The 22,962-nt window shown below is 60.1% G+C and carries 14 protein-coding genes and 15 pseudogenes; 12 read left to right on the top strand and 17 right to left on the bottom strand.

The genetic code is table 11. The features are described from left to right. Nucleotides 1-84: 84 nt before the first annotated feature. The 3 genes and pseudogenes from VXM69_RS32430 to VXM69_RS32420 form a co-directional block, all read right to left on the bottom strand. The gene (locus VXM69_RS32430) at nucleotides 85-258 is read right to left on the bottom strand and encodes a hypothetical protein (protein ID WP_367190251.1); all 174 of its coding nucleotides are present in this window, start codon (nucleotides 256-258) and stop codon (nucleotides 85-87) included. A gap of 26 nt (nucleotides 259-284) precedes the next feature. Next, entirely contained in the window at nucleotides 285-650 is a 366-nt protein-coding gene (locus tag VXM69_RS32425) for a hypothetical protein (RefSeq protein WP_367190250.1), read from the bottom strand. 215 nt (nucleotides 651-865) lie between these two features. Continuing rightward, a pseudogene (locus VXM69_RS32420) lies at nucleotides 866-1,039 on the bottom strand (transposase); the annotation flags it as partial. Between the two features lie 277 nt (nucleotides 1,040-1,316). Between VXM69_RS32420 and VXM69_RS32415 the strand changes: the two are divergent. From VXM69_RS32415 to VXM69_RS32385, 7 genes and pseudogenes are all read left to right on the top strand, one after another. Next, on the top strand, nucleotides 1,317-3,422 hold the full coding sequence (locus tag VXM69_RS32415; RefSeq protein ID WP_367190249.1) for a TonB-dependent siderophore receptor: 2,106 nt from the start codon (nucleotides 1,317-1,319) through the stop codon (nucleotides 3,420-3,422). A gap of 313 nt (nucleotides 3,423-3,735) precedes the next feature. Next, nucleotides 3,736-4,081 (top strand): annotated as a pseudogene (locus tag VXM69_RS32410) (aldehyde dehydrogenase family protein); the annotation flags it as partial. Between the two features lie 313 nt (nucleotides 4,082-4,394). Then, a pseudogene (locus tag VXM69_RS32405) lies at nucleotides 4,395-5,102 on the top strand (FAD-dependent oxidoreductase); the annotation flags it as partial. Between the two features lie 36 nt (nucleotides 5,103-5,138). Beyond that, complete coding sequence (locus tag VXM69_RS32400) at nucleotides 5,139-5,498, top strand: hypothetical protein (RefSeq protein ID WP_367190248.1); 360 nt, start codon at nucleotides 5,139-5,141, stop codon at nucleotides 5,496-5,498. Between the two features lie 5 nt (nucleotides 5,499-5,503). Further along, complete coding sequence (locus VXM69_RS32395; RefSeq protein ID WP_367190247.1) at nucleotides 5,504-5,791, top strand: cupin domain-containing protein; 288 nt, start codon at nucleotides 5,504-5,506, stop codon at nucleotides 5,789-5,791. Between the two features lie 125 nt (nucleotides 5,792-5,916). Next, a pseudogene (locus VXM69_RS32390) lies at nucleotides 5,917-6,399 on the top strand (ornithine cyclodeaminase family protein); the annotation flags it as partial. Between the two features lie 127 nt (nucleotides 6,400-6,526). Then, nucleotides 6,527-7,383 (top strand): IS5 family transposase gene (locus VXM69_RS32385; protein WP_367190246.1). Its coding sequence is split into 2 segments (ribosomal slippage): nucleotides 6,527-6,875 and nucleotides 6,875-7,383, totalling 858 coding nucleotides; the frame shifts between segments, so codons are not numbered across the junction. Here VXM69_RS32385 and VXM69_RS32380 read toward each other — a convergent pair. Continuing rightward, nucleotides 7,355-8,553 (bottom strand): annotated as a pseudogene (locus VXM69_RS32380) (IS3 family transposase). The gene VXM69_RS32385 and the pseudogene VXM69_RS32380 sit on opposite strands and share 29 nt — an antisense overlap. Nucleotides 8,554-8,658: 105 nt before the next feature. Here VXM69_RS32380 and VXM69_RS32375 point away from each other — a divergent pair. Together VXM69_RS32375 and VXM69_RS32370 are read left to right on the top strand one after the other, a co-directional pair. Then, nucleotides 8,659-9,159 (top strand): annotated as a pseudogene (locus VXM69_RS32375) (ornithine cyclodeaminase family protein); the annotation flags it as partial. Nucleotides 9,160-9,197: 38 nt separating this feature from the next. Continuing rightward, nucleotides 9,198-10,142, top strand: a complete 945-nt coding sequence (locus VXM69_RS32370; protein WP_367190383.1) for a threonine/serine dehydratase — start codon at nucleotides 9,198-9,200, stop codon at nucleotides 10,140-10,142. A gap of 76 nt (nucleotides 10,143-10,218) precedes the next feature. On the opposite strand, the pseudogene VXM69_RS32365 reads toward VXM69_RS32370, so the two are convergent. The 6 genes and pseudogenes from VXM69_RS32365 to macA form a co-directional block, all read right to left on the bottom strand. Further along, nucleotides 10,219-10,946: pseudogene (locus VXM69_RS32365) on the bottom strand (IS6 family transposase). Between the two features lie 191 nt (nucleotides 10,947-11,137). Beyond that, on the bottom strand, nucleotides 11,138-11,398 hold the full coding sequence (locus VXM69_RS32360; RefSeq protein WP_367190245.1) for a hypothetical protein: 261 nt from the start codon (nucleotides 11,396-11,398) through the stop codon (nucleotides 11,138-11,140). Nucleotides 11,399-11,569: 171 nt separating this feature from the next. After that, entirely contained in the window at nucleotides 11,570-12,427 is an 858-nt protein-coding gene (locus tag VXM69_RS32355; protein ID WP_367190244.1) for a LysR substrate-binding domain-containing protein, read from the bottom strand. A 495-nt stretch (nucleotides 12,428-12,922) separates the two neighbouring features. Further along, a pseudogene (locus tag VXM69_RS32350) lies at nucleotides 12,923-13,114 on the bottom strand (IS110 family transposase); the annotation flags it as partial. 14 nt (nucleotides 13,115-13,128) lie between these two features. Continuing rightward, nucleotides 13,129-13,365 (bottom strand): annotated as a pseudogene (locus VXM69_RS32345) (ATP-binding cassette domain-containing protein); the annotation flags it as partial. A 2-nt stretch (nucleotides 13,366-13,367) separates the two neighbouring features. Next, nucleotides 13,368-14,561 (bottom strand): macrolide transporter subunit MacA, encoded by a 1,194-nt coding sequence (macA, locus tag VXM69_RS32340; RefSeq protein ID WP_367190243.1) that lies wholly within the window; start codon nucleotides 14,559-14,561, stop codon nucleotides 13,368-13,370. Between the two features lie 227 nt (nucleotides 14,562-14,788). Here macA and VXM69_RS32335 point away from each other — a divergent pair. Continuing rightward, a pseudogene (locus VXM69_RS32335) lies at nucleotides 14,789-15,590 on the top strand (IS5 family transposase); the annotation flags it as partial. A gap of 195 nt (nucleotides 15,591-15,785) precedes the next feature. Here VXM69_RS32335 and VXM69_RS32330 read toward each other — a convergent pair. After that, nucleotides 15,786-16,019 (bottom strand): annotated as a pseudogene (locus VXM69_RS32330) (IS110 family transposase); the annotation flags it as partial. 10 nt (nucleotides 16,020-16,029) lie between these two features. Between VXM69_RS32330 and VXM69_RS32325 the strand changes: the two are divergent. Beyond that, nucleotides 16,030-16,749 carry an autoinducer binding domain-containing protein gene (locus VXM69_RS32325; protein WP_367190242.1) on the top strand — a complete coding sequence of 240 codons (720 nt, stop codon included), beginning with the start codon at nucleotides 16,030-16,032 and terminating at the stop codon, nucleotides 16,747-16,749. Between the two features lie 49 nt (nucleotides 16,750-16,798). Here the strand turns inward: VXM69_RS32325 and VXM69_RS32320 are convergent. After that, nucleotides 16,799-17,035: pseudogene (locus VXM69_RS32320) on the bottom strand (IS256 family transposase); the annotation flags it as partial. Between the two features lie 251 nt (nucleotides 17,036-17,286). Between VXM69_RS32320 and VXM69_RS32315 the strand changes: the two are divergent. Further along, nucleotides 17,287-18,072 carry a transposase gene (locus tag VXM69_RS32315; protein WP_367190241.1) on the top strand — a complete coding sequence of 262 codons (786 nt, stop codon included), beginning with the start codon at nucleotides 17,287-17,289 and terminating at the stop codon, nucleotides 18,070-18,072. Here VXM69_RS32315 and VXM69_RS32310 read toward each other — a convergent pair. From VXM69_RS32310 to VXM69_RS32290, 5 genes and pseudogenes are all read right to left on the bottom strand, one after another. After that, nucleotides 18,027-18,824: pseudogene (locus VXM69_RS32310) on the bottom strand (IS66 family transposase); the annotation flags it as partial. The gene VXM69_RS32315 and the pseudogene VXM69_RS32310 overlap by 46 nt on opposite strands. Nucleotides 18,825-19,411: 587 nt before the next feature. Next, the gene (locus VXM69_RS32305; RefSeq protein ID WP_367190240.1) at nucleotides 19,412-21,193 is read right to left on the bottom strand and encodes an ABC transporter ATP-binding protein; all 1,782 of its coding nucleotides are present in this window, start codon (nucleotides 21,191-21,193) and stop codon (nucleotides 19,412-19,414) included. Nucleotides 21,194-21,383: 190 nt separating this feature from the next. Continuing rightward, nucleotides 21,384-21,851: an integrase core domain-containing protein gene (locus tag VXM69_RS32300; protein WP_367190382.1), complete on the bottom strand. Its 468-nt coding sequence runs from the start codon at nucleotides 21,849-21,851 to the stop codon at nucleotides 21,384-21,386. Between the two features lie 136 nt (nucleotides 21,852-21,987). Beyond that, nucleotides 21,988-22,640, bottom strand: a pseudogene (rfbA, locus tag VXM69_RS32295) (glucose-1-phosphate thymidylyltransferase RfbA); the annotation flags it as partial. Nucleotides 22,641-22,651: 11 nt separating this feature from the next. Continuing rightward, nucleotides 22,652-22,825, bottom strand: a pseudogene (locus VXM69_RS32290) (dTDP-glucose 4,6-dehydratase); the annotation flags it as partial. Nucleotides 22,826-22,962: the final 137 nt, after the last annotated feature.

The following is a 22,962-nucleotide window of genomic DNA, read 5'->3' as shown; positions in this document are numbered from 1 at the left end:
GAGGCGAGCGTCGCGAAGACCGTTGTCAACTGCTCGTCGCCCCGTCGCAGCGAGGAAATTTACGATCGCGCGTTGTCCAAATTCCTAGTTTTGCGATTTGATCGTGCTGTAGTGATAAAGCTGGCCCATGATGCGATAACGCAAACATTTCGTGACAAGATCGTAGAATGCCTCGATGGCCGGCGTAGCGATCCGGTAATTGCCGGTCGCCAAGGGATGCACCGCCGGATCGATGGGACGTGGAACCTCGACTGACATGGTGTCCTCCTCTCGGAAACGTTGGTTCAACCTACCTGACCGGTGCCGATCTTCAGCTTGCGCGGATGCGCACGTACCTCTGGGACTTCGGGCCGCACTACACTGGTAGCCGGGTACGCTACGGCGATCGACGTGGACATCGATGTCGACACCGGTCCCGGCGGCGTCCGAACGAGCGGCGCGGCCGCCAGAATGCGAGCTGCTTGCGTCAAATCGGACTCGGCTCGGCGGGTTTTCCCCGCTTGCTCGAGCATGCGAATCCGCAGCAATTTGCGGGTCTCGTCTTTGCCAGCTTGCGTGGCATGGGAATGTTCGACCTGTTCGACGTCGACCAGGATGAGATTGATGGTCAGCTTGAGGTGCTCGCGCAGATCATTGTTCAGGTTGGCCAATCGGCGTAGTTTTTGCTAGCCTCCGCGTAAACGCGCTGGTATCTGCGGTTCAACCACGATGCAGCAAAGATCTGGTTACGACCGGTCATCAAGAAAACGTTTGATCACTATCCGAACCCGCCTGATACTGCAGACAGCGCTGGACAGCGAAATCCCATGACTTGCTCATGTTTTCCTTGGCGTCAGTGCGAACGGTTCGCGCTGTAGGCGCTCAGATCCGCCGTCGTGGCACCGGCGCGCTGGCCTCGCCCCTTCTGCTTCTGCCTGACCCATTTACGCAGCGTCTCCGGTGTACAGCCGACCTTCGCCGCGATCGAGCTGATAGCCGCCCATTCCGGTTCGTATTCCCGCAGGTGGTCCAGCACCATCCGGACGGCGCGAGCACGCATCTACGACGAGTACTTCGGCTGGACCTTCTTCTTTACATTGCTTTCAGATTTTAAGGTTCCCATGACCCCATTCTCTCAAGAGTTGAGGTCTCCGAAAAACTCGGGCCGATTCACCGCTCCGCGCGCCGCACTTCAACTCAAACACAACAAGCTCAGCCTACTATTGCAAACGCGTCTCATTTGCATTAAATTGCCACGCAAATGTACTGTTTGGAACACAGATGCCGGCGCAGGCCGTCCGCCGTGCCCAAACGCGAACGACACGAAAAGGGGCGGTATGAGCAGGAGGAACTGGGCGGCCGCACCGATGGCCATCGTCGTCGGCACGGCCGGCATGGGCACAGTCTACGCACAGGAAACGGCGCTGCCGACCATCGAGGTGTCCGCGCAACGCGCGACGACGCCGTTCCGCACGCGCGAATCGACGAGCGCGACGCGCAGCGAGGCCGACGTGATGGAGATTCCGTTCGCGGTCAGCAGCGTCGATACGAAGCTGATCCAGACAGTGGCCGCGACGCGCGGCGACGATCTTTACGACTGGGTCGCGGGCGTCTCTCGTCAGAATAACTTCGGCGGCCTGTGGGACAACTACGCGGTGCGCGGCTTCGCCGGCGACGGCAACACGTCCGGCACCGACTATCTGGTCAACGGCTTTTCGTGGAATCGCGGCATCGGCGTCCCGTGCGACACCGTCAACCTCGAGCGCATGGAAGTGCTCAAGGGGCCGGCGTCGGCGCTGTACGGGCGCGGCGATCCGGGCGGCATCATCAGCTATACGACGAAGCAGCCGCAGTTTGCGCGCGCGAACACCATCGGCGTGTCGGCCGGCAGCTACGGCGCACTGCGCCAGACCTTCGATTCGACCGGCCCCGTCACGAAATCGCTGGCGTACCGCTTCGTCGCGATGAACGAGAACAACGGCAGCTTTCGCGATACGGTGTCGAGCAAACGCTACCTGTTCGCGCCGGCGTTCACGTGGGACATCGGCGCGGACACGACGCTCCATTACGAATTCGAGAGCGTGCGCCAGCGCGCGCCGCTCGATCGCGGCGTGTTGGCGGTCAACGGCCAGCTCGGCGTGATCCCCGCGTCGCGCTTCCTCGGCGAGCCGCGCGACGGCGACTACGACGTGCGCAACACGGGCCACCAGTTCACGCTCGAGCATCATATCGATTCCAGCTGGTCGATCAATGCCGGCGTCGCGCAACGCAACACCGACCTGTCGGGTCGTACGTCCGAGGCATTCGCATTGCAGCCGGACGGCCGCACGTTGTGGCGGCGCTACAAGGAAGTCGAGTTTCACTCGAACGACCTGCAAGGCCGCGTCGAAACCAGCGGCTCGTTCCGTACCGGCGGCATCGGCCATACGCTCGTGATGGGCGTCGATGCGTACCGCTTCAACTACGACCAATTCGTCGCGCGCTCGACGCCGACCGCCGCGGCGCCGTATGCGATCGACATCTTCGATCCGGTCTACGGCCAGCCCGCGCCGACGCCGCGCACCGCGACCGACCTGCTCGAACGCGACAATGGACAAGGCGTCTACGCGCAGGACACGCTCGCGTTCGGGCCGCACTGGAAACTCCTCGCGGGGCTGCGCTGGGATCGCTTTCACCAGTCGGTCGAGAACCGCCTGAAGGGCACGACGAGCCACCAGTTGCAGACCGCATTGAGTCCGCGCCTCGGCATCGTGTACGAGATGAGCCCCGCGCTGTCGCTGTATGCGAACACCGCGTATTCGTTCCGGCCGAACAACGGCGCCGACGTATACGGCCGCGCGTTCGATCCGGAGAAGGGGCATGGCTACGAAGTCGGCGCGAAATGGGCCGGCGCACGCTGGCTCACGACCGTCTCGGCGTTCTACGTGACTAAGCGCAACGTGTTGACCGCCGATCCAGGGAATGCAGGCTTCTCGCGCGCGGCCGGCGAAGTGCGCAGCCGCGGTGTCGAATTCGAATGGAGCGGCGATCTCGGTCATGGCCTGCGCGGCATCGCCAACTTCGCGTATGTCGACGCCGCGGTCATGCGCGATACCGTGCTGGCGCCCGGCTCGCGCCTCGTCGACGTACCGCGGCTGAGCGGCAGCGCACTGCTGATGTACGAGGCCACGCTGCCGTTCGCGGACAAGGCCGGCGCAGGCGCCGGCGTGATCTATGTCGGGCGCCGCGCTGGCAATACCTCCAACACGCAGGACGGCTTCGACCTGCCGGCCTATGCGACCGTGCAGCTGAACGGTTACGTGCAGATCGACAAGCACCTGCGCGCGTCGGTCGTGCTGAACAACCTGTTCAACCGCACTACCTACGTCAGCTCCTACAACAGCCTGTGGGTCACGCCGGGGGCGCCGCGCAGCCTGTTCGCGTCGCTCGCCTACTCGTTTTAGAACGACTGCCACGGGCCGCCCGCCTCCATCACGCGCCGAATCGCGACGAGCTAGAACACGCACGTCGCGGTACCGATACCCCCGCCGCTGTTCGCAGCCCGTGCGGGAAATCAATCAGCGACACACCAACCAGTGCCCACAGCCGTGGCCGCGATGCAGGCCGAAATCCTCACAACTCTGATCAGGTTCCAGTCATGAGACAGCAGTAAGCGACTCGGCCTGGCACCGCGGAGTGGAGGTAATCGCCGCGCTGATGCTCGAGCAGCGGGATACTATGGTCGCGCTCGGGTGGACTGTTGTGAGCGACTATCTGCCGACCATTCTCTCGGACGTTGATGTCCAGATGGAGGCGGTGAAAAGCGAAATCTTCGGTCCGGTCCTCACTGTCCAGCTATTCGACGACGAAGAAGAAGCGCTGGCGCTTGCCGACCATCCTGACTACAGGCTGGCAGCGGGAGTGCATACTGCGGACATTGGCCGGGCATTGCGTATGGCGCGCAGTATCGAAGCTGGAGCCGTATGGATCAACCGGTACGGCCGTACTTCGGACATCACAGCGGCTACAAGCGCTCGGGCATCGCAAGGACCTGGGACATCAGGCCTACGAGGCAGACCTGCATCAGAAAAGCGTCCTCATCGATTTCGCGCGGGACGAGTGAAATGACATGCATGGCAACCGTCAATGCCTTTCTGCAAAACGTCGTGCTGCGCGCGAGGGCCGTCATGCCTGCAAGGTGTGTATACGACCAAACTCCATGCAGCAAATCCTGCTAAGCAGGGACTCCAATTCGATCGAATGTGTGTTGTAGCCGGTCAGAATTGAGGCATTCGCACAGGCATCACATGCTTTAATGATTTCAAGGGCGACGTTCCAGAAGTGTCACCATGAAAGCATGGACGTACCCCGAAACCAAGCCGCCGAGCGAACTGCGCCAGGCGTGATTCATCTGACAGGAAACCCGAAGCATGCCTGGCGTATATCTGGTCGGTGATGGCATCAAGGTGCTGGGGGCGGATGCGGCCGAGATCGGCGGCCGCCTCGCGGCCATGGCTGCCCTGAAAGACCTCGTGCTGCCGGCCTTGCACGACGAATGGCAGCGGCTCCGGGCGGAGCTGGTGCGCATGGAGCGGTTCCGGCTGGAACTGGCGCAGGCGTTCCCATGGCCGGCGCTGCAGGCAGCGCAATTGCCGAACGACGCCATCGTGTGCCGCTGCGAAGCCATTACCGCGGGCGAGCTGCGCCGGGTCGTATGGACAATGGGCGCTCAGGAAGCGAATCGCGCGAAAACCTTCAGCCGCGTGGGCATGGGGCGCTGTCAGGGTAGATATTGCGGACATGCGGGTGCCGAAGTTGTTGCGGAGGCCGCCGGGGTGCCGCTCGAACAGGTGGGACGCTTGCGCGGCCAGGCGCCGCGTGTAATCCCGGCGTTCGCGCACCTCAACATCATCCGCGTCTGGAGCGGAATCGAGGGCTGCATGGAGGACAGTCGGCCGGTTATAGGGCCGAGCGCGCGCGTGCACGACCTGTACTACGCCTTCGGCTTCTCCGGACACGGTTTCCAGCTGGGGCCGGGCGTGGGCGACGTGATGGCGGAACTGATACATACCGGCCCCACGAGCACCCCTATCCGGCAGTACCACATCGACTGCTTTGCCAGCCACGCGATGCAGTCGGCCTGACGTTCATTCACACTCCCAACGAATCGAGAACAGACCATGTCGAATCTGCAGGATGCAGCGGCGGTACAGTCCGTGACGCGAACCTTCATCGATCTGCGCGAGTTTGTGCGCGACAGGAGCCAGGGCATCCCCCTGAGTGCTTCCTCCGGGCAAGACTCCTTCCTGGCGAGCCGCCGCCTGCTGAATTTTCCGTCCGGACCCGTGACCGCTGGCTCCATTGCACTCGAAGCCGGCAGCGGCACGGTCGAGTGCCAGCCGGCTGATGAATTAATCACTATCCGCGACGGCACCCTGACCCAGCAGGACCACACGCTCGTGCTAGGGCCGGAAATGAGCGCGGTAATCCAGCACGGCGCCAAGTTCTCCTGGTCGGCAGAAGGAGACCGGTATCGGTGATCTTCATGCGCTACCACGACAGCCAGCCGGAGAAACGCGTCATCGTGCCGATCAGGCAGAACCCGGAGATGGGCCCGTCGGGCGGACCCGCGGCCGACCTTCTGCTCACGCCGGCGCCGGCATGCCGTAACTACACCGATCATTCTTCAAGCGACGGCGTATTCCTCTGCGGGACGTGGGACTCGCTCCCCTATCAGCGCCGGGCGATGACCTACCGCATCTACGAGTTCATGTATCTGCCCGAAGGCAGCGTGAGCTTCGTGGATGAAGCCGGACGCAGCCCGACCTTCTAGCGCGACGACATCTTCATCGTCCGTCAAACAGGGCGCCCGGTGCAGCTGGGAGAGCCGCGAGAACGTGGCGAAGGTGTCCGCGATCTATCGGCCGGCTTGAATCGAGAGAAACAAAGGTCAATGAGATGAAAACACTGCTGCTCAAGAAAGAGGAAGTACGCGGACTGATCCGCATGAAGGAAGTCATCGGTACGGTGGAAGAAGCATACAAGGCTTTTAACAATGACCAGGTGGTGCAACCTGACTACATAGGGATCGACCTCCATCCGCGTGGGGATATCGACTTCAAGCTTGGTTACTACAAAGGCAACGAAATCATCTCCATGAAAGCGTCTTCCGGCGGCTTTCCCGACAACCCGGGCACATACGGCGTGCCGAGCGGCATGGGGACCATTCTGCTGTTTGATGCGAGGACCTGCGCGCTGATTTGCGTGATGGATGGAAGCTTGATCACCGGCCTCAGAACCGGGGCGTGCGGGGCTGTTTCCGTCAAAGCACTCGCAAGGAAAAATGCGAAAAAGATCACCTCGATCGGTACCGGAAATCAGGCCAGGATGCTAATCCGGGCCATCAATGAGGTGATGAAGATTGCAGAGATCCATGCATGGTGGAGTTGCCCCTGTAACTCAGGACACGCGGACACCGTTAGAGGCCAGTTCAAAAACTCCGGAGAGGGGTTGTTTACTTCCTCGGCAAGCTGTTAACCTTGGGCATCAGAACAAGGGAAGTCCAAGGATGGAAGCGCCAATCATTGACGACGAACTGTGGATACTGATCGAACCATTGCTGCCACCTGCGAAGCTTCGCGCGAAGAGCGATCCTGGTCGTCCGCGCGTGTCCGATCGTGCGGCGCTCAACGGTATCCTGTTCGTGTTCAAAACGGGAATTCGTTGGAACCACTTGCCGACTCGTCTGGGCTTTGGCTCGGGCGCCACTTGCTGGCGGCGATTGAGCGGCTGGCAAAAGGCTGGTGTATGGGACCAACTGCACGAGTTGCTGCTCGACAAGTTGCGTGCGACCGGCCAAATCGATCTGTCATACGCTGCGGTCGATTCGTCGTCCGTGCGCGCCGTTGGGGCGGGCGAAAAACTGGCCCGAACCCCACGGATCGCGCGCGACCCGGTTCCAAGCACCACATCCTCGTAGACGCCAACGGCGTTCCTCTCGTTGCGATCCTGACTGGCGCGAACACCAACGACGTCACGCAGTTGCTGCCGCTCGTTGATGCGATCCCACCCATCCGCGGCGTTCGTGGCCGACCGCTTCAGAAGCCCGGCGTCGTCTACGCCGATCGCGGCTACGATTGCACCCGACATCGTCGCGCGTTGCGCGAACGCGGTATCAAGCCGGTGATCGCCAAGCGCCGGACCGAGCATGGCAGTGGTCTGGGCAAGTATCGTTGGGTGGTCGAACGTACGCATTCCTGGCTCCACAATTTCCGTCGCCTACGCACTCGCTTTGAGCGACGTGCCTACATTCACGAAGCATTCCTGAAACTTGGCTGCTCGCTCATCTGTTGGAACATCTTCCGACGAGCTGAGCAGGGGTTTTTGAACTGGCCTCTTAGGTTGATGACACCGCATTACGCCTGAACTCGCGAGGCGAGCGGTATTTCAGGGCTTTGTGCGGGTGGCGCTCATTTTAGTGTTCAAACGCGATAGCCAGACGCGAGAGCGCTGTTGGTGCGTCAGACTTGTCCATATAGGCGACGTAATTGTCCTTCATGGTCTTCACGAACGATTCCGCCATGCCATTGCTCTGCGGCGAACGGACCGGTGTGGTCAGCGGCTCAAGACCCAGTTCGCGAGCGAAGCTGCGCGTGCGGTGGTCGATGTAGGCCGAGCCGTTGTCCGTCAGCCATTCAATGGGCTGCGCGGCCTGCGTGGTGCCGAAGCGCTGTTCGACGGCGGCCAGCATCACGTCGCGCACCACATCACCGCTATGCCCGCCGGTCGTTGCTGCCCAGCTAATCGCCTCGCGGTCGCAGCAGTCCAGCGCAAACGTCACGCGCAGCGGCGTACCATCGTCGCACCGAAACTCGAAGCCATCGGAGCACCAGCGGGTGTTGCTGCGGTCCACCGCAACGCGACCGTCATGTCGCCGCTTATCTCGCCGCACGCCAGGGCGGCGCAGCAGCAACTGATGCTCCCGCATGACCCGATACACGCGCTTGACGTTGATGCACGGCGCACCGCTCTGCTCCCGACTGCGGCGCAGCAGCGCCCAGACACGGCGGTAGCCGTAGGTGGGAAGGTGCGCCACATGGGCCTGAATCTCCTCGACCAGCCCGGCATCGTTGGTCACGCGGGCACGGCGACCATCGCGCCAGTCGGACGAGCGAGCTCGCTTCACCGCCACGGCAGAGCGCGCCACGCCGAGAACTTCGCAGACCGTCTTCATCGGTCGTCCCCCGGCAGCAAGGGCGAGCGCGCAATCAGGTTTTTTGAACGGCCCCATTCCACGGCTTCTTTCAGGATTTCGACCTCCAGCGTCTTCTTCCCAAGTAGCCGTTGCAGTTCCTTGATTTCCTTGATGGCGGCGGCCAGCTCAGATGCCGGCACAACGGTTTCGCCTGCCTTCACCGCCGCCAGACTGCCTTCCTGGTATTGCTTGCGCCAGCCGAACACTTGGTTGGCGTTGACGCCGTGCCGACGTGCAACGGCCGACACCGACGCTCCCGGCTCCAATGTTTCCTGCACGATGGCGATTTTTTCTTGCGCCGTGCGCCGACGACGGCGCTCCGGCTCGGTCAGAATTTCGATGCTTTCCACGTAATGACTAGGCTTACTGATAGGCACAAGACTATCCCTTATTTTAAGAGAGTCCTCGTGTCCTCAGATACGTGGGGCCGCTCCACATGGGATCACACCTCGGAATCACTCGCAAAGTACAAAGTGGATATCGAAAGCGAGTTGGGCATTCCCGTGGTGATGGCGAACTCCAAAAAGGAAGCTGTTGAGCAGGCGGATATCCTGATTACGACGACGCGCGGGAAAGGATCTCTGGTGGAAGCCGGCTGGGTAAAGTCCGGTACACACATCATTGCGATCGGAACGGACACAAAGGGGAAGCAGGAATTCGATCCTGAAATATTCAGGAATGCAAAAGTAGTCGTTGACTCGATCGTGCAGTGCAGCGAAAAAGGCGAAACTCAGCATCCGTTGAGCAAGAACATCATCACCAAAGCCAGGATCCACGCAGAGATCGGCGAGGTCTTGCTGGGCAAGAAGCCGGGAAGAGAGAGTGATGAGGAAATAACGATCTTCGACTCCACCGGGATGGCCATTCAGGACAACACGACGTCGACACAAATCTATCGGAACGCCATCGAAAACAAGGTTGGAACATTCTTCGAGTTTTTTAAATAAGGACTTTTCAAGTGCGCAACTACCCTACCATCTAGGACATTCACGAAGCCCAGGCACGGCTGAAGCCTCATATCCGGCGTACGCCTATACTGCGCGCGGAAAAAATCGAGAAAGCCGTTCGTTGCCAGCTCTATCTCAAGCCTGAAACGCTGCAGATTACCGGTGCCTTCAAGATTCGGGGCGCTCTTAACAAGGCACTGTCACTTCCGATAGAAGCGATCGCCAACGGTCTCATTGCGACTTCTTCCGGGAATCATGCCGAGGGGATCGCCTATGCCGCCAGAATGCTAGACGTCAAGGCGACCCTGGTCGTTCCGGTGACTACCCCCAAGATCAAGATCGAGAACACCAAAGCCATGGGAGCCGAAGTCATTCTTTTCGACGGCGACACGGCCGCCCGATGGAAAAAGGTGTGCGAGATCGCAGAAGAGAACAAATATGCGGCGGTTCACGGCTTCGAGGACCCGCTTGTCATGGCCGGCCAGGGAACGATCGGGTGCGAGATCCTCGAGGATCTGGAGGACGTGGACACCGTCATCGTTCCCCTGGGGGGCGGCGGCCTGATTTCGGGCATCGCTACCGCCATCAAGGAAACGAAGCCATCGGTGCGTGTCATAGGTGCGGAACCCGCCTTGACGCCCAAGTACTTCCAAAGCCGGATCAACAAAGAACGCACGTCGCTTCCCCTGGAGAATACCATCGCGGATGGGGTGCGAATCAGCGTTCCGGGCCAAAACCCGTGGCCGATTATTGAAAAGTATGTGGATGAGATTGTTCTCGTTGAAGACGAACATATCATCGCGGGCATGCGTGCGCTCGCCAGGGATGCGAAATTGATCGCTGAACCGGCCGCCTCAATTGGTATTGGTGCTTTGCTGGCCGGTTCCATCAAAGTCAAACCGGATGAAAAAGTGTGCGCAGTTTTGAGTGGCGGGAATTGGGACTTGAGCGACCTTGCCGAAATATACGCACGTAGTGAGTGAGGTCTGAGGAGGCTAGAGGGGCGCTGTCACGTTAGCGGAGTATGTTCACAACGGGCGCAAGCTCGACCCGCATGTTTCATGCGGCAGACCGATTCTGGGTGACCTCGGTCAATTCACGCCACGTCGAGAAGCGTACGGCAAGGTGTTTGCGATAAAGCGAGGCACGCAACTGATGCCGCTTCAGGGCGAAGTGCTGACGGATCAGCCCGAAGCTCTCGAGGAAAGCCTGAGTGCGTGTCGGGTCGCAAAATCCCCGCATGCGTCGCTCGCGTTCGCGGGGCGGCTGATGACTGTTTTCGGCGCGGTTGTTCACGCGGGCAGCGGCCTTCACGAACACGTGCTTGACGTGGGCGAGTTCGGGAATATCGGCCATGGCCGCCGGGTAACTGCGCAATTGTCGGTGACGATCTTTCGCGGTACCGGGCAGGTACGCAGCACTCGCTGGAAGAACCGTTTGGCAGCAGCCTTGTCGCGCCGCTTCTGTAACAGCACATCAAGTTCGACACCGTGCTCGTCGACGGCGCGCCACAGCAGATAAGGTTCGCCGCGCAGGGTCACCGCCATTTCGTCGAGATGCCAGGTGCTGCCCGGCTTGCGCCGGGCAACCTTGACGCAACAGGCGAAGGCCGGACCGAACTTGTCGCACCAGCGGCGGATCGTCTCGGAGCTGACGATCACGCCGCGCTCGAACAGCAGTTCCTCAATGTCGCGTAGGCCCAACTGAAAGCGGAAATACCAGCGCATCGCCTGGCTGATGATCGCAGCGGGGAATCGATGGCCGTGGTAAAGCGGTTTCGGTTTCATCGCCCCATCTTACGCGACCACAGCCGTCAACGTGACAACGCCCATCCCGTCGGCGGCCAACCACCAGTCTGCTTCGAAGGTCTTGTTTTTCGGTCATCACGGTCTGAGTGCATGTGTCCACGCGGACACTTAGCATCTGACCTTCTGCCTACCGTTGGTAGGGCGTCGTTTATTGACGGCTTACGTCTTCTTTACCTTAGTCCGTCGAGGAAGTCGGACAATGAAGCAAGGCGCAAGAGCGCTGCCAAGCGTTTCGTATCCGATATATAGGTCTCGTCTGCATCCAGTTCGACCGTGAGGCGTCGCCAGAGGTCGAACGCGCCGATGGCGGCTCCAAGGTGTATGTGGGCCGCGTAGCTGCCACGCGTCTGTGACGCGGCTTCGGCGAGGTGATGCTGGATTTCACGTTCAGCGCAGACGGTGGCCTCTACATAGCTGATGGGTATGTGCATTATCGAGTATTCCTGGCTGTTTGGACTGGATCGATGACGAATCCTGTCTAATTTCCGCTCCACTTTTAATTGGGGAATTCCGACTTTCTGAAGCGGACCGAATCGGCCTGATCTGTGCGCTGATGGGTGAATTCCGCGACGTCATCCACCGCACGGGGAATACGACTTTAATCATCGACTATTTTTTATGTTTTGAATGGAGTATTCAATTAAGCATTGAATTGCATCACTTGATTTCCCTGACTGTGTGTGCACGCGCACTTCCACGTTGCCCAGCTCTGGCAATCCTTGACTCGCACCCAATTTAACTATTCCTTCGGGGATTGTGCTGGCAGCCAGTACCGTAACTCCTAGGCCAGCGCGCACTGCCGCGATAATTCCGGAGTAACTGGAACTAACAAACGAAAATCGCCAGTTGATATTGGTGCGCTGCAAGGTTTCGACGATTATACTTCGATAAATGCAAGGCTGAGGTGCGACCACCAGAGGTAATGGATGAAAATTGCGATCTTGGCTCTCAACCCCCCCAATCCATATTAATGGTTCAGTAACAACATTTATGCCCGACTGGGTGGTGTCTTCATGCAGCGCGATGACAATATCGAGCTGTCCTTTTTTTTGACGTGCTAACAAATTTTTGCTTAAATCGCATACAACTTCAAGTGTCACGTTGGGGTAATCTTTTGAGAATTTCCCAAGAATTGCTGGAAGAAGTGCAGCATTGTACTCATGTGGAGCTCCCATTCGTATGGATCCTGCAACATTTGAGGGGCGCAATCTGCCGACCGCTTCGTCATTGAGAGATAATATTCTTCTTGCATAATTCAACAGTGTTACTCCCTCATCTGTAAGTTTTAGGCGATGCATTCCACGAACAAAGAGTTCGACATCAAGCAGTGCTTCTAGCCGTTGTATTTGCAGACTAACAGTCGACTGGGAGCGCCCAATAGCTTCTCCTGCGCGGGTGAAATTCCCAAGATCCACGACCTTGACAAATGTTCTCAATAATTCCGTTGGAATGTTAGCCATGGAGCAATAAATACTATAAGCTATTAATGGCAAAAAAAATTCTGATTTGTCAACAAAATATGCAGCAATGGTTGCCGCATCCAGGAGTCGAAGATAGTCAAAAGAAGGTCGTCATATTAATAAATTTGCCATTGTAAGCACATCAAACATTCGAACTTGACGAACATAAAGTCGACAGGCAGCGCTATCTCAATCCCGCGTGTCCCATTCATCTGACTGTCTAAACTACGCTTTCATGGGCGTTTGAACTCGTCCGACGCTAGTGCCCCGCGCTAGTGCCCGGCTTGCCACTAATTTGACTTTCCGTGTCAAGCGCGATCTGTTTTCAAACTCTTTCTATAGGTGTTCGAATTTCCTGATGCCGCCGTAGCAGTAATGCTCAACGGTGGATCACACTGATATACGCGGATTGCTCGAATACCGGGCTACGCCGCCTTCAGGAAACTCCCTCCATGATCAGTTCATCGTATCGTCGATATCAACATGTCGCCGGTCTCATGCGGACTGCATGTCGCGCGACAATGCAAGCGCCATCGCGAGTCGGGCGATGTCCCAGATGAAGCCGGCCAATTCGCGAGCGACTGCGACGATCGCGATGTTGGCATTCTTGCCGCGGGCCGCGAGCTTGCGATATCGCCGGCACAGTCGCAACTGCGCATCCCATGCACGATCGATAATCGCTCTGGGGCGCCCTTCGTGTGGTCGCTGTCGAGCATGTGCGTGTCGCGGCCGCCGACCGTGTACGTGCCTTCGCTCGGGTGATCGAGGCAGCCGAGGATGTTCATCAGCGTCGACTTGCCGGAGCCCGACGCGCCGACGATCGCGACGATCTCGCCCGCGTCGATCGACAGGTTGACGTTGTTCAGGACGACGACTTCCTTGTCGCCGGCCGGAAAGCGCCGCGTGACGGCGGCGAGTTTGAGCAGGGAGCGGCGCATCGTTACACCACGTCCGACAGCGGTACGCGTTCGTCCGCCGACGCTTCGCCCATCACCACACGCTCACCGTCCTTCAGGCCAGCCAGTACCTCGACGCGCATGTTGTTGTTGATGCCGATGCGGATGCTGCGCGTCTCCGTGCTGCCGTCGGCGCGCAGCACGCGCACCGCGTAGGTGCCGTCCTTGCGTTTCTCGCCGAGCGCGGCGGCCGGAATGCTCAGCGCGTTGCGTGCGTTGCCGAGCACGATACCGACCTGCGCGGTCATCGCGATGCGCAGCCGGTGCTCGGGATTCGGCACGTCGAACAGCGCGTTGTAGAACACTGCGACATTCGGTCTGACGCTGCCACCTGCACCGCCGCCAAGCGTGCTTTGCGCGGCGGCATAGTTTTTCGGCGCCGGCTCGATCGCAAGCAGCCTGCCGTAATAACGCCTATCCGATTCGCCGAGGATCGTGAAATACGCGGTTTGGCCGGCGTTCACACGGATCGCGTCGGCTTCGGACACCTGCGCCTTCACGGTCATCGTGTCGAGATTCGCGAGTTTCAGAATCACCGGCGCCTGCTGCTGCGCGATCACGGTCTGGCCTTCCTGCGTGACGATCGCGACGACCTGGCCATCGATCGGCGCGACGATGCGCGTGTAGCCGAGGTTGGCCTGCGCGGTCTCGATCTGGATGCGGGCCGAACGGATCTGCGCGGCGAGCGACGCGAGGGTCGCTCGCTGCACGTCGAGCGTCGCCTTCGCGGCCTCGAACGATTCGCGCGACGTCGCGTCGTCGGGCAGCATCGCCTGCTGGCGGCGGAAGGCGAGTTCAGCTTGCGTCAGCTGCGCGGCCGCCGATTGCTGCTGCGCGCGCAGGCTTTCTTCGCTGGCGCGCGCCTGACGCAGCGCGTTTTCCGAGATCACGGGATCGATCTCGGCGAGCCACTGGCCCTTCGTGACCTTGTCGCCGAGCTTGACCTTCAGCGACTTCAATTGCCCCGACACCTGCGCGCCGACGTCGACCTGCCTGAACGCCTGCAGCGCGCCGGTCGCGAGCACGGCGTTCTCGAGATCGCCGCGCGTGACGGGCGCGGACAGGTACTGCGGATGCTTGTCGGGCGCGCAGGCCTTCAGCGTGACGCCGGTGGCGATCGCGACGACGGCAAGGGTAGCCAGCACGATGCGCCGGCGGCGATGAGTCTTCTGGTCCATGAAAACACTGCGAGGATGAAGCGGTGCCGGCGATGCGTGCGGCCGGGCGGGACGATCCGGCCGGCGTCGCATGCCGGGCATGTCGCCCGCGACGGCATCCGCGTACGCATCGCGCGGGCGTGCCGGGCCGAATCAGGAGTCCATAGTAAGCGAGGAATTCGCACCGAATCGTGTAGAAATTGTGCTGAATTGTGCAGCGAAATACAGCGGCATCTCAATTTCCGGGTGGCCGTCCGCGGCTGTACAGCGATGCACTGGTTCGGGCATTGCTCGGCTTGAACACAGTGTTCCATTTGCCGTTGCGCCCCTTGCAAGGCTTTGCGCAAAGTCTGCGCGGTCTGGCTTTCGCCGATTTGCCTGTACAGAACTACACGACCGTGTGCCGTCGCGCACAAACGCTGCGGGTGAAACTGCCTGTCATCCATAGCGGAGAACCGCTGCATTTGGTCGTCTACAGCGCGGGCGTGAAAGATCTACGGCGAACGCGAACGGAAGGTCCGTCAGTATGGCTACTCGAAGCGCCGCACGTGGTGCAAGGTCCATATCGCGCTCGACGCGAACACTGTTTAGATACGTGCCGCGTTGACGACACATCAGGACGTTGCCGACGGTGATGTTTTGGCCAAATTGCTCGACCAGGTTCCGACCGACGAACATCTTGAGGCCGTGGGCGGCGATGGGACTTACGACTCAAAACCGTGTCATGCCGCGATTACGGCACGCGGTGCGACACCCAGTATCCCGCCGCGCGACGGCGCGTTTCATTGGAAGGTGACCGTGCCTGGTGCAGCATGGCGCAACGACGCGGTCGATGCAATTGCTCGACTCGGCCGCCGGGAATGGAAGAAGAGTTGCGGCTATCACCGCCGCTCCCTCTCCAAGAACGTGATGTACCGATTCAAGACCCTCACGGGCCGTTGCTTGTAGGCTCGACACATCGACTCGCAGGCTACTGACGATGTGGTCCGCGTGGGCGTGCTCAACCGTATGACTGAGTTCGCCCGCCCGCAGTCCCTCTGCATTGCCTGAGATCACGAACAAATGCATCATTTCGTCCTCACGCCTAATTTATGCAACAACACCCATTGTCACAAGAAAGTGATGGACTGACATATATCGTTCACCGATTATCTAGAATATTTAAATGAGGCAGTCAGGCTTAGCGGTCGCCGCATCGGATTCGTCGGCAATCACCGAGGGCCCTACGTTGTTCGTCAAACCGTAGGGAGCCGACTTGGATTGATAAATGGTGCCATCATGCTGGATGGCGATCAGGGCTTGCTGTGTGGCCGCCCAGCGCGATGAGTGCTTGGTTGTGGCGCCTGGAGCAGCCCTTGCTGGATCTTGCGCATGTAATAAGCCCGTGAGACGGGGTCCCGGAAGGCGCGGAAGCAAGGCGCGCATGAGCACCTTGTTGCCGCGTATGGATGGATGCTCGCCTCGGATAGGCGAGTTAGCCGGAGAACGAATGGAACTGCGCTGGCAGGACGCCTACCATCAATTCAGCGCTGCGGAGAACGAGCGGCAGCTCTTCCAGCGGATTGCCGCGTATTCGAAGCGCCTAGGCTTCGAGTACTGCTGTTACGGAATCCGGGTGCCGCTGCCCGTGTCGAAGTCGACCGTCGCGATCTTCGACACCTATCCTGACGGCTGGATGGCGCACTATCAGGCACAGAACTACATCGAGGTCGATTCGACGGTCCGCGATGGCGCGCTCACCACCAACATGATTGTCTGGCCGGATATCGACGCGGTCGCGCCATGCCCGCTGTGGGAGGATGCGCGGGAGGCCGGGTTGTCGGTCGGCATCGCACAGTCGAGCTGGGCCGCACGCGGGGCGTTCGGCCTCCTGAGCATCTCTCGCCATGCGGATCGCCTAACGCCTGCCGAAATCAACACGCTTACACTGCAGACCCACTGGCTCGCGAACTTGTCACATTCGTTGATGAGTGGCTTCATGGTGCCGAAGCTCGCGCCACCGGCAAGCGTCGCGCTGACGGCGCGCGAACGCGAAGTGCTTTGCTGGACCGCCGAAGGCAAGACAGCATGCGAGATCGGTCTGATCCTCAGCGTCTCGGAGCGGACGGTGACTTTTCACCTCAACAACGTCCTCGTGAAACTTGGCGCGACCAACAAGGTTCAGGCGGTCGTCAAGGCGGTCTCGGCGGGGCTCATCGACATGCTTTAATGAAGGCGAGGAGTTAAAGTCAAATCTGGTGTACGAGACGTCGGCATGTTCAAGCGGCTAGCGGTTGTTGAGCCGGTGTGCTGTTGGTCACCGGAACGCCATCTTTAAACACGAGTCAGTCGAGCATGTCCGCGAGTTTCTCCGGCGCGCGGATTCTGCGCCACAACTCTTCGTCTGACTCGATCAGCTTGAACGTCAGGCCGAGGAACGTCGCACGTGAGACGCAGTTGCGCGTGCGCTTCGTGAGATGACGTACCGTCGTGAATGCCGACTCGATCGGGTTCGTAACCGGCATGATATTGCCGGTACCTCGCGTTTCCGCGCCGAGTGGTTTGAGCGTGTGGTGTGACCATCCGGGACAGGGGCACTGGGGAGCACTTCGGGTGGGCAGGCCGTTGTTACACGATGAGCCGCGAGTTCGTGTTAGTAGTTGGCCGCCCCTGCGACCCGCCCGGTTGCGTGAGCGCGAATCCGTAGTTGTCGTGCTGTCCCACCGGCTCCCAACAGTGATCTGATACGGGAGACGGTTTGCGAATCGTGGGGTTTGATGTCTCGCGCTCAGTGGCCGAGATCGCGTACCTGGAGGACTGCAAGCGGCATGCAGGCGGCCGCACCGGGTTGCGAAGCGACGAACTCGAGCGTTTTGCCGAGAAGCTGCGCGCCACCGATCATGTGGTGCTCGAAGCAACCGGCAACACTGCCGCCATCGTCAACGTGCTTCGTCGGCACGTCGCACGCGTGGCGATTGCCAATTCGCTGCAAGTTCGGCTGATCGCGGAGGCTCGCGTCAAGACGGACAAGATCGATGCAGCCGTACTGGCACAGCTGTTTGCAAGCGGCTTTCTGCCGGAAGTATGGATGCCGGACGAGCAAACGCTAGCGTTGCGTCGACAGAGCTCGCGTCGTTCACAGCTGGTGCGGCAGCGCACGCGGCTGAAGAGCGAGATTCATGCGGTTCTGGCCGCGCATCTGATCGAGCGATGCCCCGCCACCGATCTGTTGGGCAAGAAGGGGCGTGCCTGGCTCGGCGTTCAACCACTTCCGTTGGACGAGCGACTCGGTGTTGAGTGGCGGCTGCGCGAACTGGACCGCATCGGTGAGGATCTGCGCGAGGTGGAGCAAGCACTCGCGCAAGCGACCATCGACGACGCGCGATTGCGCGTGATGCTGACGATCACCGGCGTCAACACCACGGTGGCGATCGGGCGTATGCGATCCACGAACGACGTCCTTCAGAGTAAGTCGGTGGAGTGCTTGAGGTGTGGTAAGGGAACGGATCAGCGCAGGTCAGCCGGCATCTTCCATGGCAGCAGCGGGTCGTAGTCATCGACGCTTTTCGCCAGCGGTAGGTGTTGGAACAGCCAGGTGAGATAGCGATATGGGTCGATGCCATTCGCCTTGCAGGTCTCGACGAGAGAGTACAGATTGGCACTCGCGTGTGCGCCGTCGACGGTATCGCTGAACAACCATCCGCGGCGGCCAACACAGAACGGACGAATCGCGTTTTCACAGGGATTGTTGCTGATCGGCCAGTCGCCGTTTTCGACGTAGGGGATGAGCTTCGGCCACTGCGAACGCAGATAGGTCAACTCCTTGCCGAGCAGGCTCTTCGGCGCGACACCGGGTGACTGCTCGACCATCAGCGTGTGGATCGCTGCGAGCACATGTGTGCTGTAACGTCGTCGCAATCGCTTTCGTCGCGATGCCGACCATGTTTCACTATGCGCTTCGGCCACGAACAACTTGCCGATCAGCTTGATGAAGCGCGTCGCGAGCAGATCCGGTGTGCGCGCTGCCTTCGGCACGCTGTCTTCCGCTTTAACGAAGTACCGTCTCACGTGAACCCAGCATCCCAGATGTACGAGTTGGTGACGCTCAGCGATGTCGTTGTAGGGTTCGTAGCCATCAGTCATCATGACCGCGCCCGCACGGATGCCGGTGAACAGCTTGTCGCCAAGCCAGGCGCCACGTCCCGGCGTATAGGTGAAACAGCGGATGGGGATACCCGAACCCGTCATCTGCGCGTACAGGTAACTCTTCGTTTGCGCGCGGCGGCTTTCTTCTTTCAGCACCTGGAGCTGCTCGAAATCGCCGTGACCGCCGCGCACCGTGACCAGGGAGAGATGGTTCTCCAGCGACAGCGCGCGTACCTTGGCGGTCGCCAGCGGCAACAACATCTCTTTCTGGCGCGCCGGCCGCCCGGGCCGGGACAAGGGTTGCTTTCTCATCGGTCGATACAGTTCGTTCTTGCCACGCGCCGGGTGCAACCGGACGCGTCCCAACCATACTCGGTCTCGGCCACGATATGCAACCGGCCGTTGCGATCGATCACCGCACATCGCATCGAAAACAGCCAACAGCATCCGCAACACGACCAGCCACGCCCGTCGGCAAGCTGGGCACGCCCCAAGCGCCCGAAAAAGGGCAAGGTGTCTTTCCAGTCGGCTCGACACCAACCTGAATCCGCGCGGGCAAGCTACCGCTGGGCTCAAGTTGAAGGCGCTGGGTTTGTGAGACAGTAAGATTAAGAGTGGTCGCTTGACACCTCGTTGTCTTCCCGAAAGCGTCGCACACGGCGTCCCCTAAGTTTCAGTTGGTACCTCACTTGATAGGAGGTTGAGCCACGATGGGGGGCAGCAGAGGGCACGGGCGGTCCTCTCGATCAAGCGCCCCGGTTCAACACCGTGTAGACGCCATCAAGCGCCACCAACTGCTCGTGGCTGCCCTGTTCCACGATTCGGCCCGCCTGCATCACCACGATCAGATCCGCAGAGCGAATAGTGGATAACCTGTGCGCGATAGTGATCGTGGTGCGCCCCTTCGACGTCCGCTCTAGCGCCTGCGACATCGCGCGCTCCGTACTCGTATCGAGCGCACTCGTCGCCTCGTCCAGAAGCAGCACCGGCGGGTCGCGCAGGATCGTACGGGCCAGCGCCAGGCGCTGCTTTTCGCCGCCGGAAAAGCGGTAACCATTTTCGCCGACCAGCGTGCCATAACCCTCAGGCAAGGATAAAATATGGCCATGAATCTGGGCGATCCTTGCGGCAGCGAACAATTCGTCATCGGTAGCGTCGGGCTTTGCGAAGCGCAGATTCTCGGCCACCGAGGCATGCAGCAGATAAGGGTTCTGCGAAACAACGCCCAGCATTTCGGATAACGATTGAAAGCTCAAGTCGCGTAGCTCGATGCCATCGAACCGGATCGCGCCGCTATCCACATCATAGAGCCGCGCCAATAGGTAACCAAGCGTCGTCTTGCCCGAACCGGTCGGGCCGACAATCGCGACATGACTGCCAGCCGGAATGGTCAGACTGATGTCGTCCACTGCGGGACGGCCCTCCTCGCGATAGGCGAAGCTGACGTGATCGAGCTCCACACCACCGCGCATCTCCGCCCGCGGGATTGTCACGGGGTCGGCCCGTTCGGCGATCTCTACCGGTTTGTCCAGATATTCGAAAATCCGGACGAACAGCGCGCGCGTCTTACGCGTGTCGCGACCAATTTCCAGCAACTGCTCGAATGGCCAAAGCAGTTGTTCCTGCAGCGCGATCATTGCAACCAACGTGCCGATGCTGGGGGGATTGCCGATCTGCATCAAAAGGCTGCCCGCCAGTAGGGTTATCGCCGGCAGCACAGCCAGCGCAAACCCGATCAGCGACCACTGCCATTCACCGGCGGTGCGGGACTTCACCTCGAGTCTCGCAAGGTCACCTGAGATGCGACTGAAACGCTGTATCAAGTGCTCTCCCCGCCCCATGGTGCGGGCGAGAATGATCCCCGAGGCCGACAGCGTCTCCTGCACCGCGACCGACATGTCCGCAGCACGCGCCTGTTGCTGGTAGGTCAGAGCCTCGCGCATCCGGGCCACGCGATTGATGATCAGAACCGTTCCCGGCACGATGACCAGAACGAAGATTGCTAGCCGCCAGTCGAGGAGCAGAATGGCGATCGCGGTCATGACGACGGCACTCAGCGAGCGACCGAGGTCGTTCGTGGTTTCGGTCACCAACGATTGCAGCCCGTCGATGTCGTTGGCGATGCGGGCTTGAACTTCGCCCACACGGGTTCCGGTAAAAAACTGCAGCGAGAGGCTCTGCAGATGGGTATAAAGCCGCACCCGCAAATCGTGCAGAACCCTCTGCCCGATGCGTGAACTGAGGACGATTTGACCAGCGCCGATCGCAGCCGACAGGAACGCCACGAGGACCATGCCCGTCACCAGCCAGACCAACAGTCGGATATCGCTCCGTGGCAAGGCTTCATCAATGACCGCACGCAGCAGAAACGGACCTGCGAGGCCCGTGGCAGAAGCGGCTACCATAAGTAGCATGACCGCGACGATCCGCTTACGATAGGGAGAAAACAGCGCCAAAACGCGCCGCATGGAAACATACTGCGCGGCAAGATCGTCATAATCGTCAGCATTCTGAGGGGGCTCGGTCATCGATGCTCTCAAGTGGAAACAGGCTGTGCCCGGTGCAAACGGCGGCGATGGAAGCGGCGGGATAGTGCTGCCGCGAGCGGCCTAACAATCGTCCACCCTCATCCATCCTGCAATCGGCAATAGCTAAGAGATTTATGCAGCTATCCTCTGCTGAGAGACGAGGTCTAGTTCGGACAGTTTTCTGAAACTTTTAAGTGGAACGTCGGGGGCGATCATGCTGCCGATTTGATCGTAGGCAGCGTCGCGAAGTATGCCTCATCGGGCGTCTGATCCGCCAGGCATGGCACCGTTTCCGGTTGTACAACTCGATGTATTCGCCGATGGAACGCCGAGCATGGCTGACCGACTCGTACACTTTCAAGTAGACCTCCTCGGACTTGACGCTGCGCCACACCCGCTCGACGAACATGGTATCGCGCCAGCTTCCCTTGCCGTCCATCGACAGCCGGATGCCCCAGCCCACACGGCCTTGGTGAACGTGCCCACCGTGAACTGGCTGCCCTGATCCGTGTTGACGATGTCCGGCAGCCCGTAACGGACGAACTCTGCTTCCAGTGATTCGACTGCAGGGCTTCCAGCGTGATGGCGACCGGTGCGAGAGTACCTTGCGGCTCGCCCAGTCCACCACCGCCGTCAGATACACGAGGCCGCACGCCATCGGAATGTACGTCGTGTCGCGTGCCCACGCCTAATTGGCCCGCTCGATCTTCAGGCCGCGCAGCAGGTGCGGCCATATTGTGTGCTGCGCGCTGCGGCGACTCGTATTCGGCATGTAGTACAGCGCCTCCACTGCACCCCATGATCTCGAAGTTCAGCGCGCCGCTGTCGAGATAGCGCGAGTTTGCGCCGTAATTTCCAGCTCGCCGCGCGGCGAAGGCTTGATGTCGGCCGCGATGTCGCATTCGCGGTTGTCGTAGAAGTACAAGCCCGCCACTGCGTAGTTCGAACGTGGTTTCGCCGGCTTCTCCTCGATCGACAGCGCACGGAACGACTTGTCGAATTCGACGACGCCGTAACGCTCCGGGTCATGCACGTGATACGCAAACGCGATCGCGCCGGTTTCCTGGGGATGCGCACGCGCGAGTTGCTTCGCCAGATCGTGGCCTTAGAAGATGTTGTCGCCGAGGATCAGCGCCGACGGATCGTTGCCGATGAACGCCTTGCCGATGATGAACGCCTGCACGAGACCATCGGGCGACCGCTGCACCGCGTACTGGCTGTTCATCCCCCACTGGCTGCCGTCGCCGAGCATCGACGCGAAGCGCGGCGTGTCCTGCGGCGTCGAAATGATCAACACGTTGCGAATGCCCGCGAACATCAACATCGACGGCGGGTAGTAGATCATCGGCTTGTCGTACACCGGCAGGAGCTGCTTCGATACGACGTGCGTGATCGGATACAGCCGCGTGCCGGAACCTCCCGCGAGAATGATGCCTTTACGTGCCATCGCTTCTCTCCTCAGTTGCGTTTTGTGTAGTTCGTCTCAACCCACCTGCGGTACTCGCCCGATGCGACCTCATCGACCCAGGCCTGATTGTCGAGATACCTGTCGACCGTCTTCGCGAGGCCGGTCTCGAACGTTTCCGCAGGCTTCCAGCCGAGCTCGCGTTCGAGCTTGCGCGCGTCGATCGACGTTGCTTTCCGCGGCGAGGTGCAGCCCCCCCACGGGCCTTGTGCTCGGCCAGAAGTGCTTCGAATGCCCGAGTGCGTCACGTTCGCAGATCCTGAATCGCACAACCATGTACTTTGGATTCCCACCCAGCGACTGC

It is taken from the genome of Burkholderia sp. Ed8 (assembly GCF_040761425.1).
GTDB lineage: Bacteria > Pseudomonadota > Gammaproteobacteria > Burkholderiales > Burkholderiaceae > Burkholderia > Burkholderia seminalis.
This window is presented reverse-complemented; position numbering and strand designations above follow the sequence as displayed.

What these genes read in the sequence shown, in the direction of transcription:
- VXM69_RS32430 (WP_367190251.1), bottom strand. Translation starts at nt 258, where the DNA reads ATGTCAGTCGAGGTTCCACGTCCCATCGATCCGGCGGTGCATCCCTTG.
- VXM69_RS32415 (WP_367190249.1), top strand. Translation starts at nt 1,317, where the DNA reads ATGAGCAGGAGGAACTGGGCGGCCGCACCGATGGCCATCGTCGTCGGC.
- VXM69_RS32400 (WP_367190248.1), top strand. Translation starts at nt 5,139, where the DNA reads ATGTCGAATCTGCAGGATGCAGCGGCGGTACAGTCCGTGACGCGAACC.
- VXM69_RS32395 (WP_367190247.1), top strand. Translation starts at nt 5,504, where the DNA reads ATGCGCTACCACGACAGCCAGCCGGAGAAACGCGTCATCGTGCCGATC.
- VXM69_RS32360 (WP_367190245.1), bottom strand. Translation starts at nt 11,398, where the DNA reads ATGCACATACCCATCAGCTATGTAGAGGCCACCGTCTGCGCTGAACGT.
- VXM69_RS32355 (WP_367190244.1), bottom strand. Translation starts at nt 12,427, where the DNA reads ATGGCTAACATTCCAACGGAATTATTGAGAACATTTGTCAAGGTCGTG.
- macA (WP_367190243.1), bottom strand. Translation starts at nt 14,561, where the DNA reads ATGGACCAGAAGACTCATCGCCGCCGGCGCATCGTGCTGGCTACCCTT.
- VXM69_RS32325 (WP_367190242.1), top strand. Translation starts at nt 16,030, where the DNA reads ATGGAACTGCGCTGGCAGGACGCCTACCATCAATTCAGCGCTGCGGAG.
- VXM69_RS32305 (WP_367190240.1), bottom strand. Translation starts at nt 21,193, where the DNA reads ATGACCGAGCCCCCTCAGAATGCTGACGATTATGACGATCTTGCCGCG.
- VXM69_RS32300 (WP_367190382.1), bottom strand. Translation starts at nt 21,851, where the DNA reads ATGGCGTGCGGCCTCGTGTATCTGACGGCGGTGGTGGACTGGGCGAGC.